The 16,923-nt window shown below is 59.1% G+C and carries 12 protein-coding genes; all 12 read right to left on the reverse strand.

Annotated features, from left to right (window positions below; genetic code table 11):
* Positions 1-52: 52 nt before the first annotated feature.
* The gene (locus FN828_RS04730) at positions 53-679 is read right to left on the reverse strand and encodes a TetR/AcrR family transcriptional regulator (protein WP_185958930.1); all 627 of its coding nucleotides are present in this window, start codon (positions 677-679) and stop codon (positions 53-55) included.
* A 98-nt stretch (positions 680-777) separates the two neighbouring features.
* On the reverse strand, positions 778-2,181 hold the full coding sequence (locus tag FN828_RS04735) for an aldehyde dehydrogenase family protein (protein ID WP_142492240.1): 1,404 nt from the start codon (positions 2,179-2,181) through the stop codon (positions 778-780).
* A 20-nt stretch (positions 2,182-2,201) separates the two neighbouring features.
* On the reverse strand, positions 2,202-3,764 hold the full coding sequence (locus tag FN828_RS04740; RefSeq protein ID WP_142492241.1) for a GMC family oxidoreductase: 1,563 nt from the start codon (positions 3,762-3,764) through the stop codon (positions 2,202-2,204).
* 14 nt (positions 3,765-3,778) lie between these two features.
* Positions 3,779-4,336: a hypothetical protein gene (locus FN828_RS04745; RefSeq protein ID WP_185958931.1), complete on the reverse strand. Its 558-nt coding sequence runs from the start codon at positions 4,334-4,336 to the stop codon at positions 3,779-3,781.
* A gap of 665 nt (positions 4,337-5,001) precedes the next feature.
* Entirely contained in the window at positions 5,002-6,165 is a 1,164-nt protein-coding gene (locus tag FN828_RS04750) for an L-lactate dehydrogenase (protein ID WP_221930525.1), read from the reverse strand.
* Positions 6,166-6,195: 30 nt separating this feature from the next.
* Entirely contained in the window at positions 6,196-7,137 is a 942-nt protein-coding gene (locus FN828_RS04755; RefSeq protein WP_142492243.1) for a 2-hydroxyacid dehydrogenase, read from the reverse strand.
* A gap of 15 nt (positions 7,138-7,152) precedes the next feature.
* A complete protein-coding gene (gene ilvD / locus FN828_RS04760; protein ID WP_142492244.1) occupies positions 7,153-9,024 on the reverse strand; it encodes a dihydroxy-acid dehydratase in 1,872 nt (623 codons plus the stop codon).
* 110 nt (positions 9,025-9,134) lie between these two features.
* The gene (locus FN828_RS04765; RefSeq protein WP_142492245.1) at positions 9,135-12,593 is read right to left on the reverse strand and encodes an indolepyruvate ferredoxin oxidoreductase family protein; all 3,459 of its coding nucleotides are present in this window, start codon (positions 12,591-12,593) and stop codon (positions 9,135-9,137) included.
* 22 nt (positions 12,594-12,615) lie between these two features.
* Positions 12,616-13,815 (reverse strand): serine hydrolase domain-containing protein, encoded by a 1,200-nt coding sequence (locus FN828_RS04770; RefSeq protein ID WP_142492246.1) that lies wholly within the window; start codon positions 13,813-13,815, stop codon positions 12,616-12,618.
* A 30-nt stretch (positions 13,816-13,845) separates the two neighbouring features.
* Positions 13,846-15,102, reverse strand: a complete 1,257-nt coding sequence (locus FN828_RS04775; protein ID WP_142492247.1) for a TRAP transporter large permease — start codon at positions 15,100-15,102, stop codon at positions 13,846-13,848.
* Entirely contained in the window at positions 15,099-15,653 is a 555-nt protein-coding gene (locus FN828_RS04780; protein ID WP_142492248.1) for a TRAP transporter small permease, read from the reverse strand. The genes FN828_RS04775 and FN828_RS04780 overlap by 4 nt, the downstream gene beginning before the upstream one ends.
* Before the next feature lie 71 nt (positions 15,654-15,724).
* Complete coding sequence (locus tag FN828_RS04785) at positions 15,725-16,729, reverse strand: TRAP transporter substrate-binding protein (RefSeq protein ID WP_185958932.1); 1,005 nt, start codon at positions 16,727-16,729, stop codon at positions 15,725-15,727.
* Positions 16,730-16,923: the final 194 nt, after the last annotated feature.

Raw genomic sequence — 16,923 nt, forward strand, 5'->3', positions numbered from 1 at the left:
CGGGTTGATCGCGTTTCCCGGTAGCAAACCGGGCCTGTCGTCCTGTCCCGGATCAGGCCGGGCGGGACGACATCAATGCGCTGTTCAGAACCGTAAGGAATTCCTGCTTGAAGGGGGCACGCCATTCGCCGCCTTCGGTCAGGGCAATCACCAGCCAATAGCGATAAATCGCGTCCAGTTGCAGGTACATCAGCTTGCCATCCACCTGCGTCGCGCCGATTTGGGAAAAATAGCCGTCCAGCATGGCCGCCATTTCCATTTCGATGCGTTTTACTTCGTCACGAAAGGTATCCACGAACATCGCCTGCGTGCGCAGGTCATACCACAGCCGATGGGTTTCGCCGTGGTCTTCGATGGTTTTGGCCAAGGCCTCGGCCAGTTGTTCACCGATGTCCTGACCCGTCCCCACCGAACCGAACACATCGCGGATCAGTTCAAAGAAGTCATCCTTGAACCGCACCACGCACAGGCGCAGCAATTCGTCCTTGTCGGCAAAGTAATAATGGATGGTGCCCAGCGATACCCCCGCGTCCGAGGCAATGATCCGCAGGTTCGTCTGCGAATACCCCAACCGTGACAAGGTTGCCAAAGCTGCCTCGACCAAGGCGGCTTTTTTGCTTGCATGTTTGCGCGCAACTTTTTGTCCGACCTTGGTTTCTTCGCTGACGGTGCTTGTCACGGAATTGCCTTTAACAAATGAAGTATGCAGAAGCTGACCTATGAAGAGTCTGAACAATTGTCCAGACCTTCAGGTCCTTGGGGTTCTGTGGTCGCCTGTTATCGCCAGGCCAGCCGCATGATTTTTTCCTTCTTGCTGTTATAAGGCACATACCGCGCATCCAGATCCATCCGCTTGCCGCGTTTCAACACGGGCTTGAAATGCGAGAAGGTACAGAACCCCTGCGTGCCGGTATAAGACCCCATGCCGCTGGCCCCGACCCCGCCAAAGGGCAGTTCCGGCACCACGACGAACAGCATCAGATCGTTGATCGCAACGTTACCCGCGCTGATCCGGTCCACAATGCGGGTCTGGAACCCTTTGTCATCGGCAAAGACATACAGCGCCAGCGGTTTGTCCCGCGTCGCCATCCAGGCATAGATGTCTTCTTCCTTTTCCCATTCGACGATGGGCAGGATCGGGCCGAAAATTTCATCCGACATCAGCTTGCCGCCCTCGGGGGCGTCTTCGATGATGGTGGGTTCGATATACAGATCGGCCTTGTCGTGGCGGCCACCGTGGACAATGCGCCCCTCGCTCAGCAGACCCGTCAGGCGGTCATGGTGGCGGGCGTTGATGATGCGCGCGTAATCATTGGATTGCTGCGGATCAGCCCCCAGACCGTTGGCGATTTCCTGTTTCAGCGCCGCGATCAGTTCGGCCTTTTTGCTTTTGTGAACAAAGACATAATCGGCAGTGATACAAATCTGCCCGGCGCATTGGAATTTCCCCCACACCAGCCGCCGCGCGGTCATTTTGATGTCGGCGGATTTGTCCACGATGGCCGGGCTTTTGCCGCCCAGTTCCAGCGTGACCGGGGTCAGGTGTTGCGCCGCCGCCGTCATCACGATCCGCGCCACGGTGCCGCCGCCGGTATAGATGATGTGATCGAACTTATTACGCAGCAAGGCCTGCGTTTCCTCGGGGCCGCCCTGCACGATGGCCACGGCATCCGGATCCAGATATTGCGGGTACAGTTTCGCAATCAACGCGGCGCTGGTGGCACACAGTTCAGACGGTTTGACCAGCACACAGTTACCCGCTGCAAAAGCCCCCACCATCGGGGTCAGCGATTGGTGCCACGGGAAATTCCACGCGGTAATGCACAGCACCACACCCAAGGGTTCGGGTTGCAGCCAGCTTTTGCCCGGTTGGGCCAGCATCGGGGTTTTCACCTTTTTCTTGCTGGTCCAGCGTTTCAGGTTCTTCAGCGCATATTGCGCTTCTTTCTTGATCGCGGCGATTTCCGCGATGAACGCCTCGACCCGGCTTTTGCGCAGGTCGGCCTGAATGGCGGCAATGATCGCGTCCTCTTGTTCGTCGATCAGGCGGATGATCCCCTTGAGCTGCGCCTTGCGCCATTGCAATGACCGGGTTTTGCCGCTGGCAAAGGCCGTGCGCAGGTGGGCGATATCGGCGTCGATCTGATCCGCCGCGGTAAATTCAGTGGTGATCTGGTTCATGTCAGGTTCCTTTCTGCGGCTCAGCTCAGCGCGGCGGCCAGCGTTTTGGAATTGCGCAACGCGGTTGCGTAAATGGTGTACTGCGGGTTCAGACCGACCGAGGTCGGGAAGATCGAGGCATCATGCACAGACAGGTTTTCGATGGCGAAATGCCGCCCGTCCGCATCCACAACGCCGGATTTTTCATCCACCCCCATCGGGGCGCCGCCCATGACGTGCGCCGAACCGTAAAGCTGTTTCAGCAGCCCCATATCGGCATCCGCAACCCATGATTTCACCGCGCTCATGGATGTGAAATCGGGCGCATCCACATGCCAGCACGAAACCTTTTCCGCCCCCGCCGCGAATTGCAGTTCGGCCAGTTCTTCGATCGCATACCGGGCCGACCGTTTCAGCAGATCGGTGATCGGGTAATCCACCACCGGACCATTATCCGTCATTTCCACCGTGCCACAGGCCTCGCCCGCGTGGTGGCCATCGCCGTGCAGCGCGTTGAAACAGGCGTAATGCGGTAGCTGCTTCATCCGTTCGGCGTGATCCTTCCCGATCCGTTTATCAAGGAAGCTGGACAGGATCATGCTGGTGGTCGGGATGGTTTCCAGCTTGAACCCCATACGGTCGGATTTCGGGGTGATATAGTGATCGCTGTAAACCGTTTGCGGCGCACCGTGGAAGCCATCAATCGCTTCTTTATACACACCCACCACCGGGACAACCGGATGCAGGAAGGTACGCTTGCCCACCTTGCCCGACGGGTCCGGCAAGTCCGAGGCCATCATCAGCCCCGGCGTGCGGATCGCCCCCGCCGACAGCACGAAATGACGCGCCCGGATGGTGATCTTGCGCCCGGTTTCCTGCACCGTCGCCCCGTCCAGCGCGGCGACCTCCAGCGCGGAAATCCGTTTGCCGTCATGGATCAGCTTTTTCGCGCGGGCCTTTACAACAATGCTGGCCCCGTTATCCAGCGCCCAAGGCACCGTCGTCACCATCTGCGATTGCTTGGCGTTGACCGGGCAGCCCAGACCGCACAGGCCGGTATTGGCGCAATGGCGCACGTTGCGCAGCACGCGTGACCATTCGATCCCCCGCGCGGCGCAGCCTTCGGCCAGCTTGCCGTTGTTGTTGTTCGGCTCGACCTCGACCCACGGGGCAATGCCCAGACGTTCGCCTGCTTCCGTGAAATACGGGGCCAGATTATCGCGGGCCATATCGCCCAGCCCATAATCCCCCGCCCATGTGTCCAGCGTAAAGCCGGGGGTATTCAGGCTGGTGGTCCAGTTCACCGTGGTCCCGCCACCCACGCAGCGGCCTTGCAGCACCAGAATGCCGCCATCCTTGGTTTTCTGCGCACCGCCCTGTTGGTACAGCATCGCGGTGGCAATCGCCTCGTTCTGGGAAAAAGTCTTGGCGGTATGATACGCCCCTTCTTCGACCATCACCACCTTCAGCCCGGCGCGGGTCAGGGTTTCGGCGGTAAAGCCACCCCCGGCCCCGGTGCCAACGATGACAACATCAGCGTCGATCGTTTTGTCCCCCGTCAGGGTCGAGGCATCAATGATATCGCGGGTATCCATGACAGACATAATTTATCCTCCCCTCAGACTTCTTCGCCCGGTCCCGTGACCAACGGCCCCGGATAGCCCACCAATTCCCAGCTCTCTTCCAGCCCGTAGAAGCTGGAGGTCGCAAGATCGTGCAGGGTGATATAAATCAGGCGCTGCAAATCCTTGTCCGACCCTTTCAGATCGTTCATCTGCGCAGTGACATCTTCGCGCGTGGCATTTTGCCAGCCGCTCCAGCGGCCAATCAGGGCGAACCGCACCGGCGCAAAGGCCAGCAAGGACAACAGCCCGGTCAGTTCCTTTTGGATATGCGGCGGCAGGCCGGAAATGCCGTAATCCAGCGCGCCAACGGTTTTGGTCAGCAATTCCTGTTCGCGCCCTTGCGGCAACATGCCGTGCAGCACGCCATCAAACACGCGGTACAGCATTTGCTGCACTTCCGCGCTTAGGTTGGCGGCTTGGGGTAACAGCGGGGCCGCTGATCCATCCGTGATCCGGGCAGCGATATATCCGCCACCGACAACGGCAGCCAAACCGATGGCGCCAAGTTTCAGAAATGACCGTCTTGACGGTTGCAACGCCTGCGCATGCATCCGGGGCCTCCTCCCTTTTTGATTTGGTGCCTGACGGTGGCCTTGAAACAGCAGCCTGAACGTCCGGCGAAATTCTCCCTGTCTAAAAGCATCAAAAATTTTTGAACTTTTGTCCAGATTTTTTTTGGACAATTGTTCACATAAATTTAAAGCCATGTAATTACGTCATTTTCCGAAAGTTCCCTGACAGTCATGCGGTGTTGGGGCGTCAGGACACCCTCATCGTCGGGTCGTGAAAACCATCGAAATTTCATGCCGTGCGATCACGAAACAGGAAGCACGATTCTCCGAATTTCTTCCGAAATACCCAGTGAACCCCAGATCGAAACAGGCCGTTACCACATTGCAGAAAATGGAGTCCCCCAGTTTACTGGACGACTGCCCGTTCCCTGTGAGTCCCTTAATGCGGAACGGAGAGGGGCCAATGACATTCAAAACTTTGAAATCGGCTCGGCTTGCCGCCGGGCTGGTCTTTGCTGGCACCGTTTCACACGCTGAAAACTGTTCTGAAACACGCATCCATCGCGCCCCCCCAATTTATAGTGGGGGGCTGTACGCCATCAACAATGCCTCTACATGTGCCTCAGCTTGCGCTGGAAGCGCCCGACCGAATTGCACGCAGGGCAGACGCATCACGCTTCTGTCGCATAATAGGCAAAGTCGTGCTAAGTTTGGGCTATAGAGTGGCATGTGATGTCCGCCACATTCGTGACACCACACAGGGCCATCGCGCTCTGGAATTCCTTGCGGTAGGCAGTAAGCAGGCCGGTCACTCCTGCCTCGCCGCGTGCGGCTACCGCAAAGGCCCATGACCGGCCAATCAGGACACCACTCGCCCCCAGCGCCCGTGCGCGGAATACATCCAACCCACTGCGCACGCCGCCATCCATCAGAACCTCAGCCGCGTCGCCCACCCGTGCGACCACTTCGGGCAAAACAGAAATGCTGGAGGCCACCCCGTCAAGCTGTCGCCCGCCGTGATTTGACACGATCACGGACTCCGCCCCGGCCCCGACCGCCGCAGCGGCGTCCTCGGCCGACAGGACGCCCTTGATCATAAGCTTGCCTTTCCAGACGCTGCGCAACCATTCGATATCTTTCCACGTCACCGATGCGTCAAACTGGTTTCCGACCCATTCGCGATATTGGGTGGGGTTGGTCGCAGCCGGAACATAGCTGGCAAGGTTCCCGAAAGTATGCGGCTTGCCCTTGAACCCAACGTCCATCAGCCAAGTGGGATGCGACAGATAGGACAGCGGCCCGGACAAAATACGCCCCCAAGCGCTGGCACCGCCCGCGATCCCGTTGCGCACATCGCGATACCGTTCCCCTACAACGGCCAGATCGACCGTAAAGACCAGCACGCGCACCCCAAGGCCCCACGCACGATCAAGGATTTCCGTCACGATATCCCGGTCACGCAGCATGTAGAGCTGAAACCAGAATGGCTTGTCAGATACCGCAGCGATTTCCTCGAGCGAACAGATCGACACTGTCGAAAGCGTGAACGGTACCCCCGCCGCATCCGCCGCGCGTTTGGCCTGCACCTCGGCCCGGCGGGCCAGCATCCCCCCCATCCCGACCGGAGCCAAAGCAAGGGGCATCGCAGTTTCTTGGCCAGCAAGCGTCGTGGAAGTCTGAACCTCCGAAACATCCCGCATCACACGCTGTTGTGGCACGATTTTCGAGAAGTCGGCGGTGTTCTTTGCCAACGTGGTTTCGCCGAACGCCCCCCCATCGACATAGTCAAACAGAAACCGTGGCAGCTTGCGCTCGGCAATGCGGCGATAATCTTCGGTGGACGCGGGGACAAGATTCATGGTGGGCATGATGGTTCCTTCAAAATTCAGGGCGTGGGATCACTCGGGCGTCACCGGGTTCAAAACGCTGCCACCTTCAAGAAACGAAACGACATTCGCAAGGACACATTGCACCATGTCCATTCGGCAGGCCGTGGTCGCACTCCCGATATGCGGGGTTAACAGCACATTTTGCCGTTCCAACAGCGCAGGGATCACCTTCGGTTCCCCGGCGAAGACATCAAGACCGGCAGCCGCGATATGGCCTGTATTCAATGCGTCGCAAAGCGCTTGCTCGTCCACGATGCCGCCGCGTGCGGTGTTGATCAAAACAGCCCCCTTGCGCATTTGCCCAAGACGCTTGGCATCAATCAGGTTGCGCGTGGCCGGGGCCAGCGCGGTATGGACCGAGACAAAATCGCTTTGCCCCAGCAGATCGGCCATATCCGGTACGAAAGTCGCATCAATGGCCGCTTCTGCGCTTTCGCGGCGGGTGCGGTTCCAGTACAGCACATTCATCCCGAACCCCTTAGCCCGCCGTCCGACGGCCTGCGCGATGGGGCCAAAGCCCACAAGCCCAAGCGTTTGACTATGAACGCGGGTGCCAAGCGGTGACGGGGCCTCTCCGGCGGCCCAAGACCCTGCCCGCAGAAATCTTTCGCCCTCCCCCGTGCGCCGTGCCGCGCCAAGGATCAGGGCGAACGCCAGATCGGCGGTATCCTCGGTCACGACAGGAGTGTTGGACACCGTGATCCCGCGTGCCGATGCGGCCTTGAGATCAATATTATCCACACCGACGCCGATATTAGCGATCAGGCGCAGCCCTTCCGGCATGGCGGCAATGAAATCGCCATCAACCGGGTCAACTGCCGTAGAAATATGCGCAAGCGCCTTTTCCGGGATTTCCGCCGCAGACGAAACCGGCACAAATTCCAACGCTTCTCCGTCAGCCTGGATTCGAGGCAACGGCAGCGGGCGAGACAGGGTCACAATCTTTGTCATCCTTGGTCCTTTCCCTTAGCCTTCGGCCGACAGCCGTTCCAACCGGGCCAGACGTTCTGTATCTCGGGCGCCGCCCTTGTCTGCGGACCCGGCCAACAACCCAAAAACCCGCAGTGCTGTAGAAACCTCGCGTTGACGGGTCGCGGGTTTCCACGCCTTGTCACCACGAGCGTTCATGTCTTCGCGGCGGCGGGCAAGTTCGTCATCGGACACATCCAGATGCACACGGCGATTGGGGATGTCGAATTCGATCACATCGCCATCTTCGACCAAAGCGATCACCCCGCCAGAGGCGGCCTCGGGCGAGACATGCCCCACCGACAGGCCAGAGGTCGCACCCGAAAACCGCCCGTCGGTGATCAACGCGGCCTTGTCACCCAGACCCATCGCTTTCATCACGCCGGTGGGTGTCAGCATCTCGCGCATACCCGGCCCGCCGCGCGGCCCTTCATAGCGGATGACAACGACGTTTCCCGCCTGCACCGTACCGTTCTGGATTTTCTCCAGCGCCTCTTCCATGCTTTCGGAAACAACCGCCGTGCCACGGAACTGCCAAAGGGGGTCGGGCACCCCAGCCGATTTCACCACGCAGCTATCCGGCGCAAGGTTGCCCCGCAGAACGGCAAGGCCACCATCGGCGGTAAAGGCGTGTTCGGCGTTGCGGATGACACCCTTTTCGCGGTCGGTATCCAGTTCCTTGAACCGGCTCGACTGTGAAAAGGCGCTGATCGACCGGATACCACCCGGACCGGCGGAAAACAGTTTGCGAGCCTCGGTATTGTCTGGATTGGTAATGTCCCAATCGGCGCAATATTCTGCGACGGGCTGGCCCAGAACGGTGGGCACATCGCCATTGTACTTGCCTGCCTTCAGCAATTCGTGGGCCACTGACATCACCCCCCCCGCGCGGTGCATATCCTCGATAAAGACCTCGTGGGCCGAGGGGGACACCTTGCACAAACAAGGGGTATCCCGGCTGATCCGATCAAAATCGTCGATGCTGAAATCCGCCCCGGCTTCGCGGGCAACAGCCAGCAGGTGAAGGATCGTGTTCGTGGAACCACCGATTGCCATCGTCATACGCACGGCGTTTTCCAACCCCTCGCGCGTGCAGATCGAGCGCGGCAACACGCTGTCGTCACCATCGCGATAATAGACCTTGGCCATTTCCACGATCCGTTGCGCCGCCTTCTTGAACAGGTCTTCGCGGTCGGTATGTGTGGCCACGATGGTGCCGTTACCGGGCAAGGCCATGCCCAAGGCCTCGGTCAGGCAGTTCATGGAATTGGCCGTCCCCATCAGCGCACAAGAACCACAGGTGGGACACGCGTTTTCTTCGACGGCGGCGATCTCTTCTTGCGTGGCATCCGGGGCGCTGGACACATAGATCGTGTCGATGGCATCAATGCGCCGTGTCTGCCCACGGTAGTCAAACTTGCCGCTTTCCATCGGCCCACCCGAAACAAAGATCGTGGGAATGTTCAGCCGATTGGCGGCCATCAGCATCGCCGGTGTGATCTTGTCACAGTTGGACAGGCAGATCATCGCGTCGATGGCATGAGCATTTGCCATGTATTCACAGGCATCCGCGATCAGATCGCGCGAGGGTAGCGAATACATCATGCCTTCGTGGCTCATCGCGATACCGTCATCCACGGCGATGGTGTTGAACTCTTTGGGCACGCCCCCGGCAGCGCGGATTTCCTTGGCCACCAATCGCCCAAGCGCCTGCAAATGCACATGGCCCGGCACCATTTCGGTAAAGGAGTTGGCAATACCGATAATCGGGCGACCAAACTCCTCGGGTTGAGTGCCGGTGGCGCGCCACAATGCACGTACACCCGTGTTCAATGCGCCTTGGGTGACGCGGTCGGATCTAAGTTTCATCGGTGTGGCTCCTCACTCGAATTCGCGGATGATGTGTTTAGCAAGCGTATGCGCTGCGGCTTCTGTGGTGATGGCGTCGCGCATGTGGTCGTCACCGTGGGAAAAAGGCGTCATGCGGCTTTGTCCTTTTGGTTTTGAATTGCACTGCGCAGTTCGTCACGACGTTTCTGCGCATCCTTTGCGTGGCGTTCCCGTACATGGCCATAGCCGCGGATATGTTCGGGCAGGTCCAACAATTCAGTCATGGCCTCAGCCTTGTTTTCGGTCCAATTGGCCAGCACGAAATCAATATCCGCCTGATAATCGGCCAACAGCTTCCGGGCGAGTTTCGCCTCGTCATTGTTGCGGAACGGATCGAACATCGTGCCGCGCAGCCCGCGCAGCCGATTCAGCAGGCCAAAGAAACGCATCGCCGTCTTGCCTTTGACCGCCCCCTTGACCGCCTTGCCGGTCTTTGGGTCCGTGCCACCATAGGGCCAGGCGCCAAAGTAGAAGGTCAGTTCCATATCGCCCTCGAAGGTCTCATTCAGCTGTTTGCGGAACGATGGCTTGGAATAAAGCCGCGCCACTTCCCATTCATCCTTGACCGCCATTAGCTTGTATAACCCCTTGGCCACCGCCGTGACGGCCTCCTCTGGCAAGCCCGCCGCCTGCACCCGCGCCACCTGATCCGAATAGGATTTGGCAAAGGCTGCATTCTTGTATTCGGTCAGGTTCTTCACGCGCAGGGCCGTGATCTTGTCCAGCGTCGGCTCGCGATGGGTGTCCAACAGGATCGGTGCCGTGTCCCCCGCCAGCGAAAGCGCCTCTTGCGGGGCCGCGACAGCCAGACGGCCCAGATCGAAGGCCTGCTTGTTCTTTGGTACGGCCACGCCGTTCAGTTCAATCGCGCGATGGATCGCCTGAAGCGACAGGGGAATCCCACCCTGCTGCCACGCGGCCCCCATCAACACCATGTTGGCGAATACGCGGTCGCCCATCACCTTTTCCGCCAGTTCCTGCGCATCGAAGGCCACGGTCGCATCCCCCAGCACACGGGTCAGGCGCTCAACCTGTTCATCGCCGTTCAACTGCCAATCAGGGTTTTTGGAAAACTCGGACGTTGGCACAACGGTCGTGTCCGTTACCGCGACGGACTTGCCGGGCGTCAGTTTCGACAGCGCCTCATCCCCTGCGGCCACAACAAGATCACAGCCGATCAGCGCATCCGCCTCGCCCGTGGCGATCCGGGTGGCACGCATGTCGTCGGGGCTGCTGGCGATCTTGATGTGGCTGTGGACCGCGCCATATTTCTGCGCCAGCCCGGTGATGTCTAAGTTCGAGGAAAAATATCCGTCCGCATGGGCCGCCACCGCAAGCGTCTGGCCCACGGTCACAACCCCTGCCCCGCCGATGCCGGACACAAGGATGGACCAAGACCCATCAATCGGGCGCATTACCGGCTCTGGCAGGTGGTTGACGTCGATGGTGACATCCTTGCGCCGTGCCTTGCGCGGCGTCGCCCCGGACAGGGTGACAAACGAGGGGCAGAACCCTTCGACACAGGAAAAGTCCTTATTACAGGACGACTGATTGATCTTGCGCTTGCGCCCCAGTTCGGTTTCCAGCGGTTCAATCGCCATGCAGGCGGACACGGTTGAACAATCGCCGCAGCCTTCGCAGACCTCGGGGTTGATGAAAACCCGCTTGTCCGGGTCTACCCATTTGCCGCGTTTGCGCAGGCGGCGACGTTCCGTTGCGCAAGGCTGATCATAGATGATGACGGTGACACCGGGCATCTCGCGCAGTTCTTTTTGCACCAGTTCCAGTTCGGTACGCGGATGCAGGCTCACCCCGCCCGAGAAGATGCCCTTGCCGTCGAACTTCTCGACTTCATCAGTGACCAGCGCGATCCGCTCCACCCCTTCGCCGCGCAACTGCGCCACCATTTGTTCGGGGCTGATTTCGCCATCATGCGGCTGCCCGCCGGTCATCGAGACAAAACCGTTGTGCAACAGCTTGTAGGTAATATTAGCCTTGGTCGCGATGGCAGCCCGGATCGCCATGAGGCCGGAGTGGAAATATGTGCCGTCGCCCATATTGGAAAAGACGTGCGGTTCGTCGGTAAAGGGATATTGGCCCAGCCACATGACACCCTCGCCGCCCATGTGGCTGACAGAATTCGTCTTCAGCGGGTCGCGCAGCATGGCCATCGTGTGACAGCCGATCCCGGCCAAGGCCCGGCTGCCGTCGATCACCTGTGTCGACCGGCCATGCGGACAGCCCGCACAAAAAGACGGCAAACGGACAGCCCCCGCCCCAAGAGAGGGCGGCGCTTCGGGACGGTTGGGCATGGACAGGCCACAATCGGGATCGGTTTCCTTGGCAATCTTGACCAATACCTCGGTGATCTTGCCGGGGTCGATCTCGCCAAAATTGGGGAAGGCACAGGCGTCGGGATCAGCCGAATAGGCCTGCCCGGAATAGGTTTTGCCTACGATACGCGGTGCCTTGCCCGAACCATACAGCATGGCGCGGATCTGGTCCTCCAGCAGGGGGCGCTTTTCTTCGACCACGATGACCGTTTCCAGCCCTTCCGCGAAGTCCGCGATCAACTGCGGGTCAAGCGGCCAGACCATGCCGACCTTGAGCCGCCGCACGGGCAGGTTTCCAATTTTTCCGTCCTGATACCCAAGGCCCGCCAGCGCCTGTGACAAGTCCTGCCACGCCTTACCCGCTGCGATGATGCCGATACGGGCGTTATCCGGCCCGTCCTGTTTGTTGAGATGGTTGGCGCGGGCATAGGCCAGCACCTTGCGCAGTTTCACATCCCAAAGCATTTGCTCTTGCAAAGGGATCGGCGTGAAGGGCTTGATCGACGTATCGGGACCATCCATCGGCGGGATGACGATTTCCGGGCTGGTTGGCGAGACATAGACCGACCCACCGCCCTCGACGACATCAGTGACCAGTTTCATGCCGCTCAGCGTGCCGCTATAGCGGCTCATGGCGATCCCGTGCAGCCCCATATCCAGAACATCCTGCGCATTCGCAGGCGCCAGAAGCGGTGCGCCCAAGGACGCGAAATTCAGGTCGGAATAGCAGGCCAGCGTCGAGGATTTGGCACCATGATCATCGCCCACCAGCAACAGCGTCCCGCCCTTGGGGTTCGTTCCGGCCAGATTGGCGTGGCGTAGCGGGTCCATCGAACGGTCCATGCCCGGTGCCTTGCCGTACCAGATGGAAAACACCCCATCGACCTTGGCACCCGGAAAGGTGCCGACCATCTGCGCGCCCCATGTTGCCGTGGCAGCCAGATCCTCGTTCAGGCCCGGCTGGAAATGGATGTTATACTCTTTCAGGGTGGCTTCGGCCTGCCACAGATTCATGTCGTAAGTGCCGATAGGCGAACCACGATAGCCCGAAATATATCCGCCGGTGTTCAGGCCCGCCGCCGCGTCCCGCTTGCGCTGCTGGATCGGCAACCGGACCAGCGCCTGCATCCCGGTCATGTAGACCCAGCCTTCGTCTTGGTGCAGCCGGTCTTCCAGCGTCATCTCAAGGCGTTTCGTTGGTACGTACTCGGTCATGGGAAAACTCCGTTTCGGATGGTCAGGCAAGCAGGTCTGAGGTTGCGATCGGGCGCAGATAGCGGGTCATCTGCATGTTCGGTGTGGTGGAAAAATACGCGATCACCAGATTTCGGCTGGGCGAGACATAAAGCCCCTGATCCATGAAACCGCCCTTGTACATGTCGCCATCGGGCCAAATGCAATCCCACTGACGCGCATTCCCCAGCATCGTGTCGTCGCCAAAGCGATCAACAAAAACCGGCCCGTCATAGCCGTTCATGAAAAACGCCTTGTCGCGCACACCGCCGCGAATGCGGGCCAGTGTGGCATCGCTGATCACCTGCTTCGCGGCGACCTTGGGCCAGCTTGGGGTATACAGCATCCCGAACCGCGCCATATCCAGCAATCGGGAAGACACCACCCCGTGCGCCAGCGCCACCCCGTCGGGCGAAAGATGGAGTTGAACCGGCCCCTTAGCCGCGACATGTGTCCAGACGTTCTGTCGAAATAGCTCTGGCCAAGGCAGGCCCGAGACAGCCTCGGCCAGATAGACCAATACCTGCGTACAAGGAGAGCCATATTCAAATTTCTCGCCCGGTGTACCGACACGTTTGCTGGATTGAAGCACCTCCAACAATGTTTCGGTTTTACCGTTATGAGGCACACCGAACTCTGCCAGAAAGGCGCGGATGGCGTTTGACGATGGATTGGCGCGTGTTTCCTCGTTTTCTTCGCAATCCATGCCCGGCGTCATGTCCATCGCGTCATGGACAGTGACATCCTGCCAGTCGGTATCGCGCAGCGCGGGGATGTAGGTGCCTATACCCTTGGTCTCGTCGATCTGACCGGCCTCGATCAGATGCTCGATCATCAACCCGGCCATAGGTTTTGCGCAGGACGCCCAAAGATGGGCCTGCTCGGGGCGCAGGTCAGGATAGCTTTCGGCGGCGACCTTGCCATCCTTGATCACGACAATCGCCCGTGCGCCACTTTGCGGATGGGTCAGGAAATCACGCAGTGCAAGGGTGCCGAACTCGGTCTCGGCGGCGATATCCATCACCCCAGCGATTGGGGCGGCCTCCAGTATGGCGGCGGGTTGCGCACTTGGGACCATCGCGGTCGGCATACATTCGGAAATATGGGTACACCACCAATGCGCGACCTCGCCGCATTCCAGCAGCTTGGGCACACTCACTTGGGACCGCAGGCGAGCGGTGGTATCAGCAGATATCGTACTCATGGGTGTTTCCTTTCCAAACAGGCAGGCCGGTCACAGCAATCCCAAGGACAGCCACGGGATCACGGATATCAGGATCAGGCCTAACACCATGATGGCGATATAGGGCAGCACCGACTTCACCAGTTCATTGAAGCTTTGCTTGAACGTCACCAGCGCGACCATCAGGTTCATGCCGACAGGCGGCGTCAAATACCCGATTTCCAGATTGACGATCATGATGATCCCGAAGTGGACCGGGTGAAACCCATAGGCCTGTGCCACGGGCATCAGGATCGGACCAAGGATCAGGATCGCCTCATTCGTCGTCATGAAGGCACCAACCGCCAAAAGCAGCAGGTTGATCACGACAAGAAAGGCAATCGGACTGTCAATCCATGCGCTGACCAGTTCAACCATCTGCGCCGGGACGCGGTATTCCGTCAGCACAAGGTTGAGCGACAGGGCGACGGCGATCAAAGGAAACAGCGCACCGCCAAGTTTCGCGGTCTCGGTGACAACATTGAAATATTTCTGCATTGTCATTTCGCGGTGGATGAAGAATTCAATCACCAGCGCATAGACAAGCGCGACAGCCGCGCTTTCGGTGGGCGAATAGTAACCCGAATAGATGCCGCCCAGCAGGATTACCGGGAAAAGCGCGGCCCACACCCCTTCGCGCAAAGCAAGACGCAATTCACGCCAATCCATTTTCTGCGCGGGTTGGTTGCGGTTCGCCCAGATTGCATAGGCAGTCATTAACGCGACCAGCACCAGCCCCGGTATGATCCCCGCAAGAAACAGATCAACAATCGAAGTTTCGGTCACAAGACCATAAAGGATAAGCGGGATCGAGGGCGGAATGATAATGCCAAGCGTGCCGCCGGACACAACAGTACCCAAGGCAAATCGGTTCGTATAACCGGCCTCTTTCATCGCCGGGTAAAGCACGGAACCCACCGCAATCATTGTAACGATTGATGAGCCGGAAATCGCAGCAAACACGGCACAACTGATGATGGCCGCAACGCCCAGCCCGCCGCGCGTCGGCGCGGTCAGCGCCCTGACGATACGCACCAGTCGCCGGGCTGCGGTGCCTTCGGTCATGACCGCGCCGCACAGCAGGAACAGTGGCACCGACAGGATCAGCTCTTTGTTCAGCGAGGTCCACATATCCTCGACGATGTAGTCAAGATAGCCATGCCCCCAGACAAGATGCACATAGGCAATCGCTGCAATCAGGATAACGGTCAGGGGCTGACGCAGCACCAGCAGCGCCAAGACAAGGCCAAGAAGAAGGATCGCGCTCATTCTGGCATCTCCTCACGTATGGGGGCGCTGTCGGGCCAGATGGCATAGGCCAGATACCGCAATCCGGACGAGGCAAATCCGATCGGGATAGCGGTTTGAATAATCCAGACGGGCCAGTCGAGACCGGGCATCACCGTTCCGATAGACCGCGACGAAATCACGAAAACCGTGCCGTAATACGCCGTCGCAAAGAAGACGCTGGCGCTGACGAGGTTGCCAAGGCGATCAACCGCAGGTGCCCAGCTTTCGGGAATCCATTTGAACGCGACGCGCGGGACAATCTGTGCGCCCGTCGCAACGCTGACCCCAAGCCCGGCGAAGGCCGCGATGACCAGCAGGAAAAGTGCCATCTTTCCTGCGCCGTAGACACCGCTCGCCCCCATCTGGAAACCCAGCGCACGGCCAACCGGACCGATAACCTCGCGGCCTGCGACGTCTGCGAAAATCAACAATCCGATAAGACTGAAGGCGATAACGGCGATCCAGCGTTCCATTAGATGCCAGATGTCCAGAACGCGCGTGATCCCGGTTGGCGAAGTAGATCCGGTCATGAGGTACTCCCGTCAAAAAGTACGCGGCCGGGCATCACAGATGCGTGCGACCCGGCCCAATTAGTCGAAGATTACGGGGCGCAGTTTGCCTTGCCGTCTTCGATCAGTTTCATGATCTTTTCGCCGTCTTCACCGTATTCGGCGGTCATCTCGGCCCAGAACGGGGGAAGCTTTGCACGGAAACTGGCGACCTGTTCTTCGCTGACGGGAATGACCTGTCCGCCACCATCGACGTGCATCTGACGCAGCACATTCTCGAAGGCAAAAACTTCGTCCATGATCGACTTCGAGGTGAAGCGATCAAACGCACGTTTCAGCGCGGCCTGATCCTCTTCGCTCATGCGATCCATAACGCGCTGGCTGACGGCCCACATGGCCGGACCGTTGGAATAGTTGTATTCGGTCACAACCGGCGCGATCTTGTTCAGGCCAGACGGGATGTAGAAAGTGTAAACGGTCGGATACACATCAATCAGGCCGGTGGACAAAGCCGAGGCCGCCTCGCCCGGCGAAACGGGAACCGGGTTGGCCTCCATCGTTTGCCAGTAGGCAGAGTTGATCTTGTTGACCGAAATGCCAACCTTTAGCCCTTTCAGGTCTTCGGGGCTTGTGACCGGGCGATCAGACATCAGCCAACCATTGCCCACCTCGGCCCACGCACCGAAATAGACGCCTTTAGGGCTAAGACGCGCGCGAATTTCATCCGTCAGATAGTTGTCCTGAACGCAGGCCCGCTGGTCATTGCTTTCATAAAGACCATAAAGCTGCATCAGGCCGACTTCGGGGGCCTGCTGTGCACCGGCGCTCACAGTGAACAGCCCCATCTCGATCCGCCCACGCGCCAACTGTGCCAGCGTGTCATTCTCGGTGCCAAGTTGCGAGTTGAAATAGGGTTCGATCTTGAGCCGACCTTCGCTTTCCTCAGCAACCGCTTCGGCCAGACGATTGACCTGTGCGCCCCACGGCGTTTTCTCAGGGGCGGCCGTTGCAAGCTTCAGAACAGTCTCTGCCTGAGCGCCCGAAACTGCGGTCATTGCGATCAACCCAACGGCTGCAAGTGTTTTGTAGAATGTCATGTTACCTCCTCCTAAGTCATGCCGGTTGCGACACCCCGGTTGCGGCCTAGTATTGGCATCTAGAGACATTCACTCCACTTTACTTTTTTAATGATAACATTCACATTGCAAATGCTATTGAAAATATGGCGTAAGATCAGCCAGTTGAGCCAATCCGAGACATTGGGAACGTAGCGTAACATGGCCCAAGAGAG

The organism is Thalassovita litoralis, assembly GCF_900182725.1.
GTDB lineage: Bacteria > Pseudomonadota > Alphaproteobacteria > Rhodobacterales > Rhodobacteraceae > Thalassobius > Thalassobius litoralis.

Coding starts and splice junctions, on each gene's coding strand:
- FN828_RS04735 (WP_142492240.1), bottom strand. CDS start 2,181: ATGAACCAGATCACCACTGAATTTACCGCGGCGGATCAGATCGACGCC.
- FN828_RS04765 (WP_142492245.1), bottom strand. CDS start 12,593: ATGACCGAGTACGTACCAACGAAACGCCTTGAGATGACGCTGGAAGAC.
- FN828_RS04775 (WP_142492247.1), bottom strand. CDS start 15,102: ATGAGCGCGATCCTTCTTCTTGGCCTTGTCTTGGCGCTGCTGGTGCTG.
- FN828_RS04780 (WP_142492248.1), bottom strand. CDS start 15,653: ATGACCGGATCTACTTCGCCAACCGGGATCACGCGCGTTCTGGACATC.
- FN828_RS04750 (WP_221930525.1), bottom strand. CDS start 6,165: ATGCCCACCATGAATCTTGTCCCCGCGTCCACCGAAGATTATCGCCGC.
- ilvD (WP_142492244.1), bottom strand. CDS start 9,024: ATGAAACTTAGATCCGACCGCGTCACCCAAGGCGCATTGAACACGGGT.
- FN828_RS04785 (WP_185958932.1), bottom strand. CDS start 16,729: ATGACATTCTACAAAACACTTGCAGCCGTTGGGTTGATCGCAATGACC.
- FN828_RS04745 (WP_185958931.1), bottom strand. CDS start 4,336: ATGCATGCGCAGGCGTTGCAACCGTCAAGACGGTCATTTCTGAAACTT.
- FN828_RS04740 (WP_142492241.1), bottom strand. CDS start 3,764: ATGTCTGTCATGGATACCCGCGATATCATTGATGCCTCGACCCTGACG.
- FN828_RS04770 (WP_142492246.1), bottom strand. CDS start 13,815: ATGAGTACGATATCTGCTGATACCACCGCTCGCCTGCGGTCCCAAGTG.
- FN828_RS04755 (WP_142492243.1), bottom strand. CDS start 7,137: ATGACAAAGATTGTGACCCTGTCTCGCCCGCTGCCGTTGCCTCGAATC.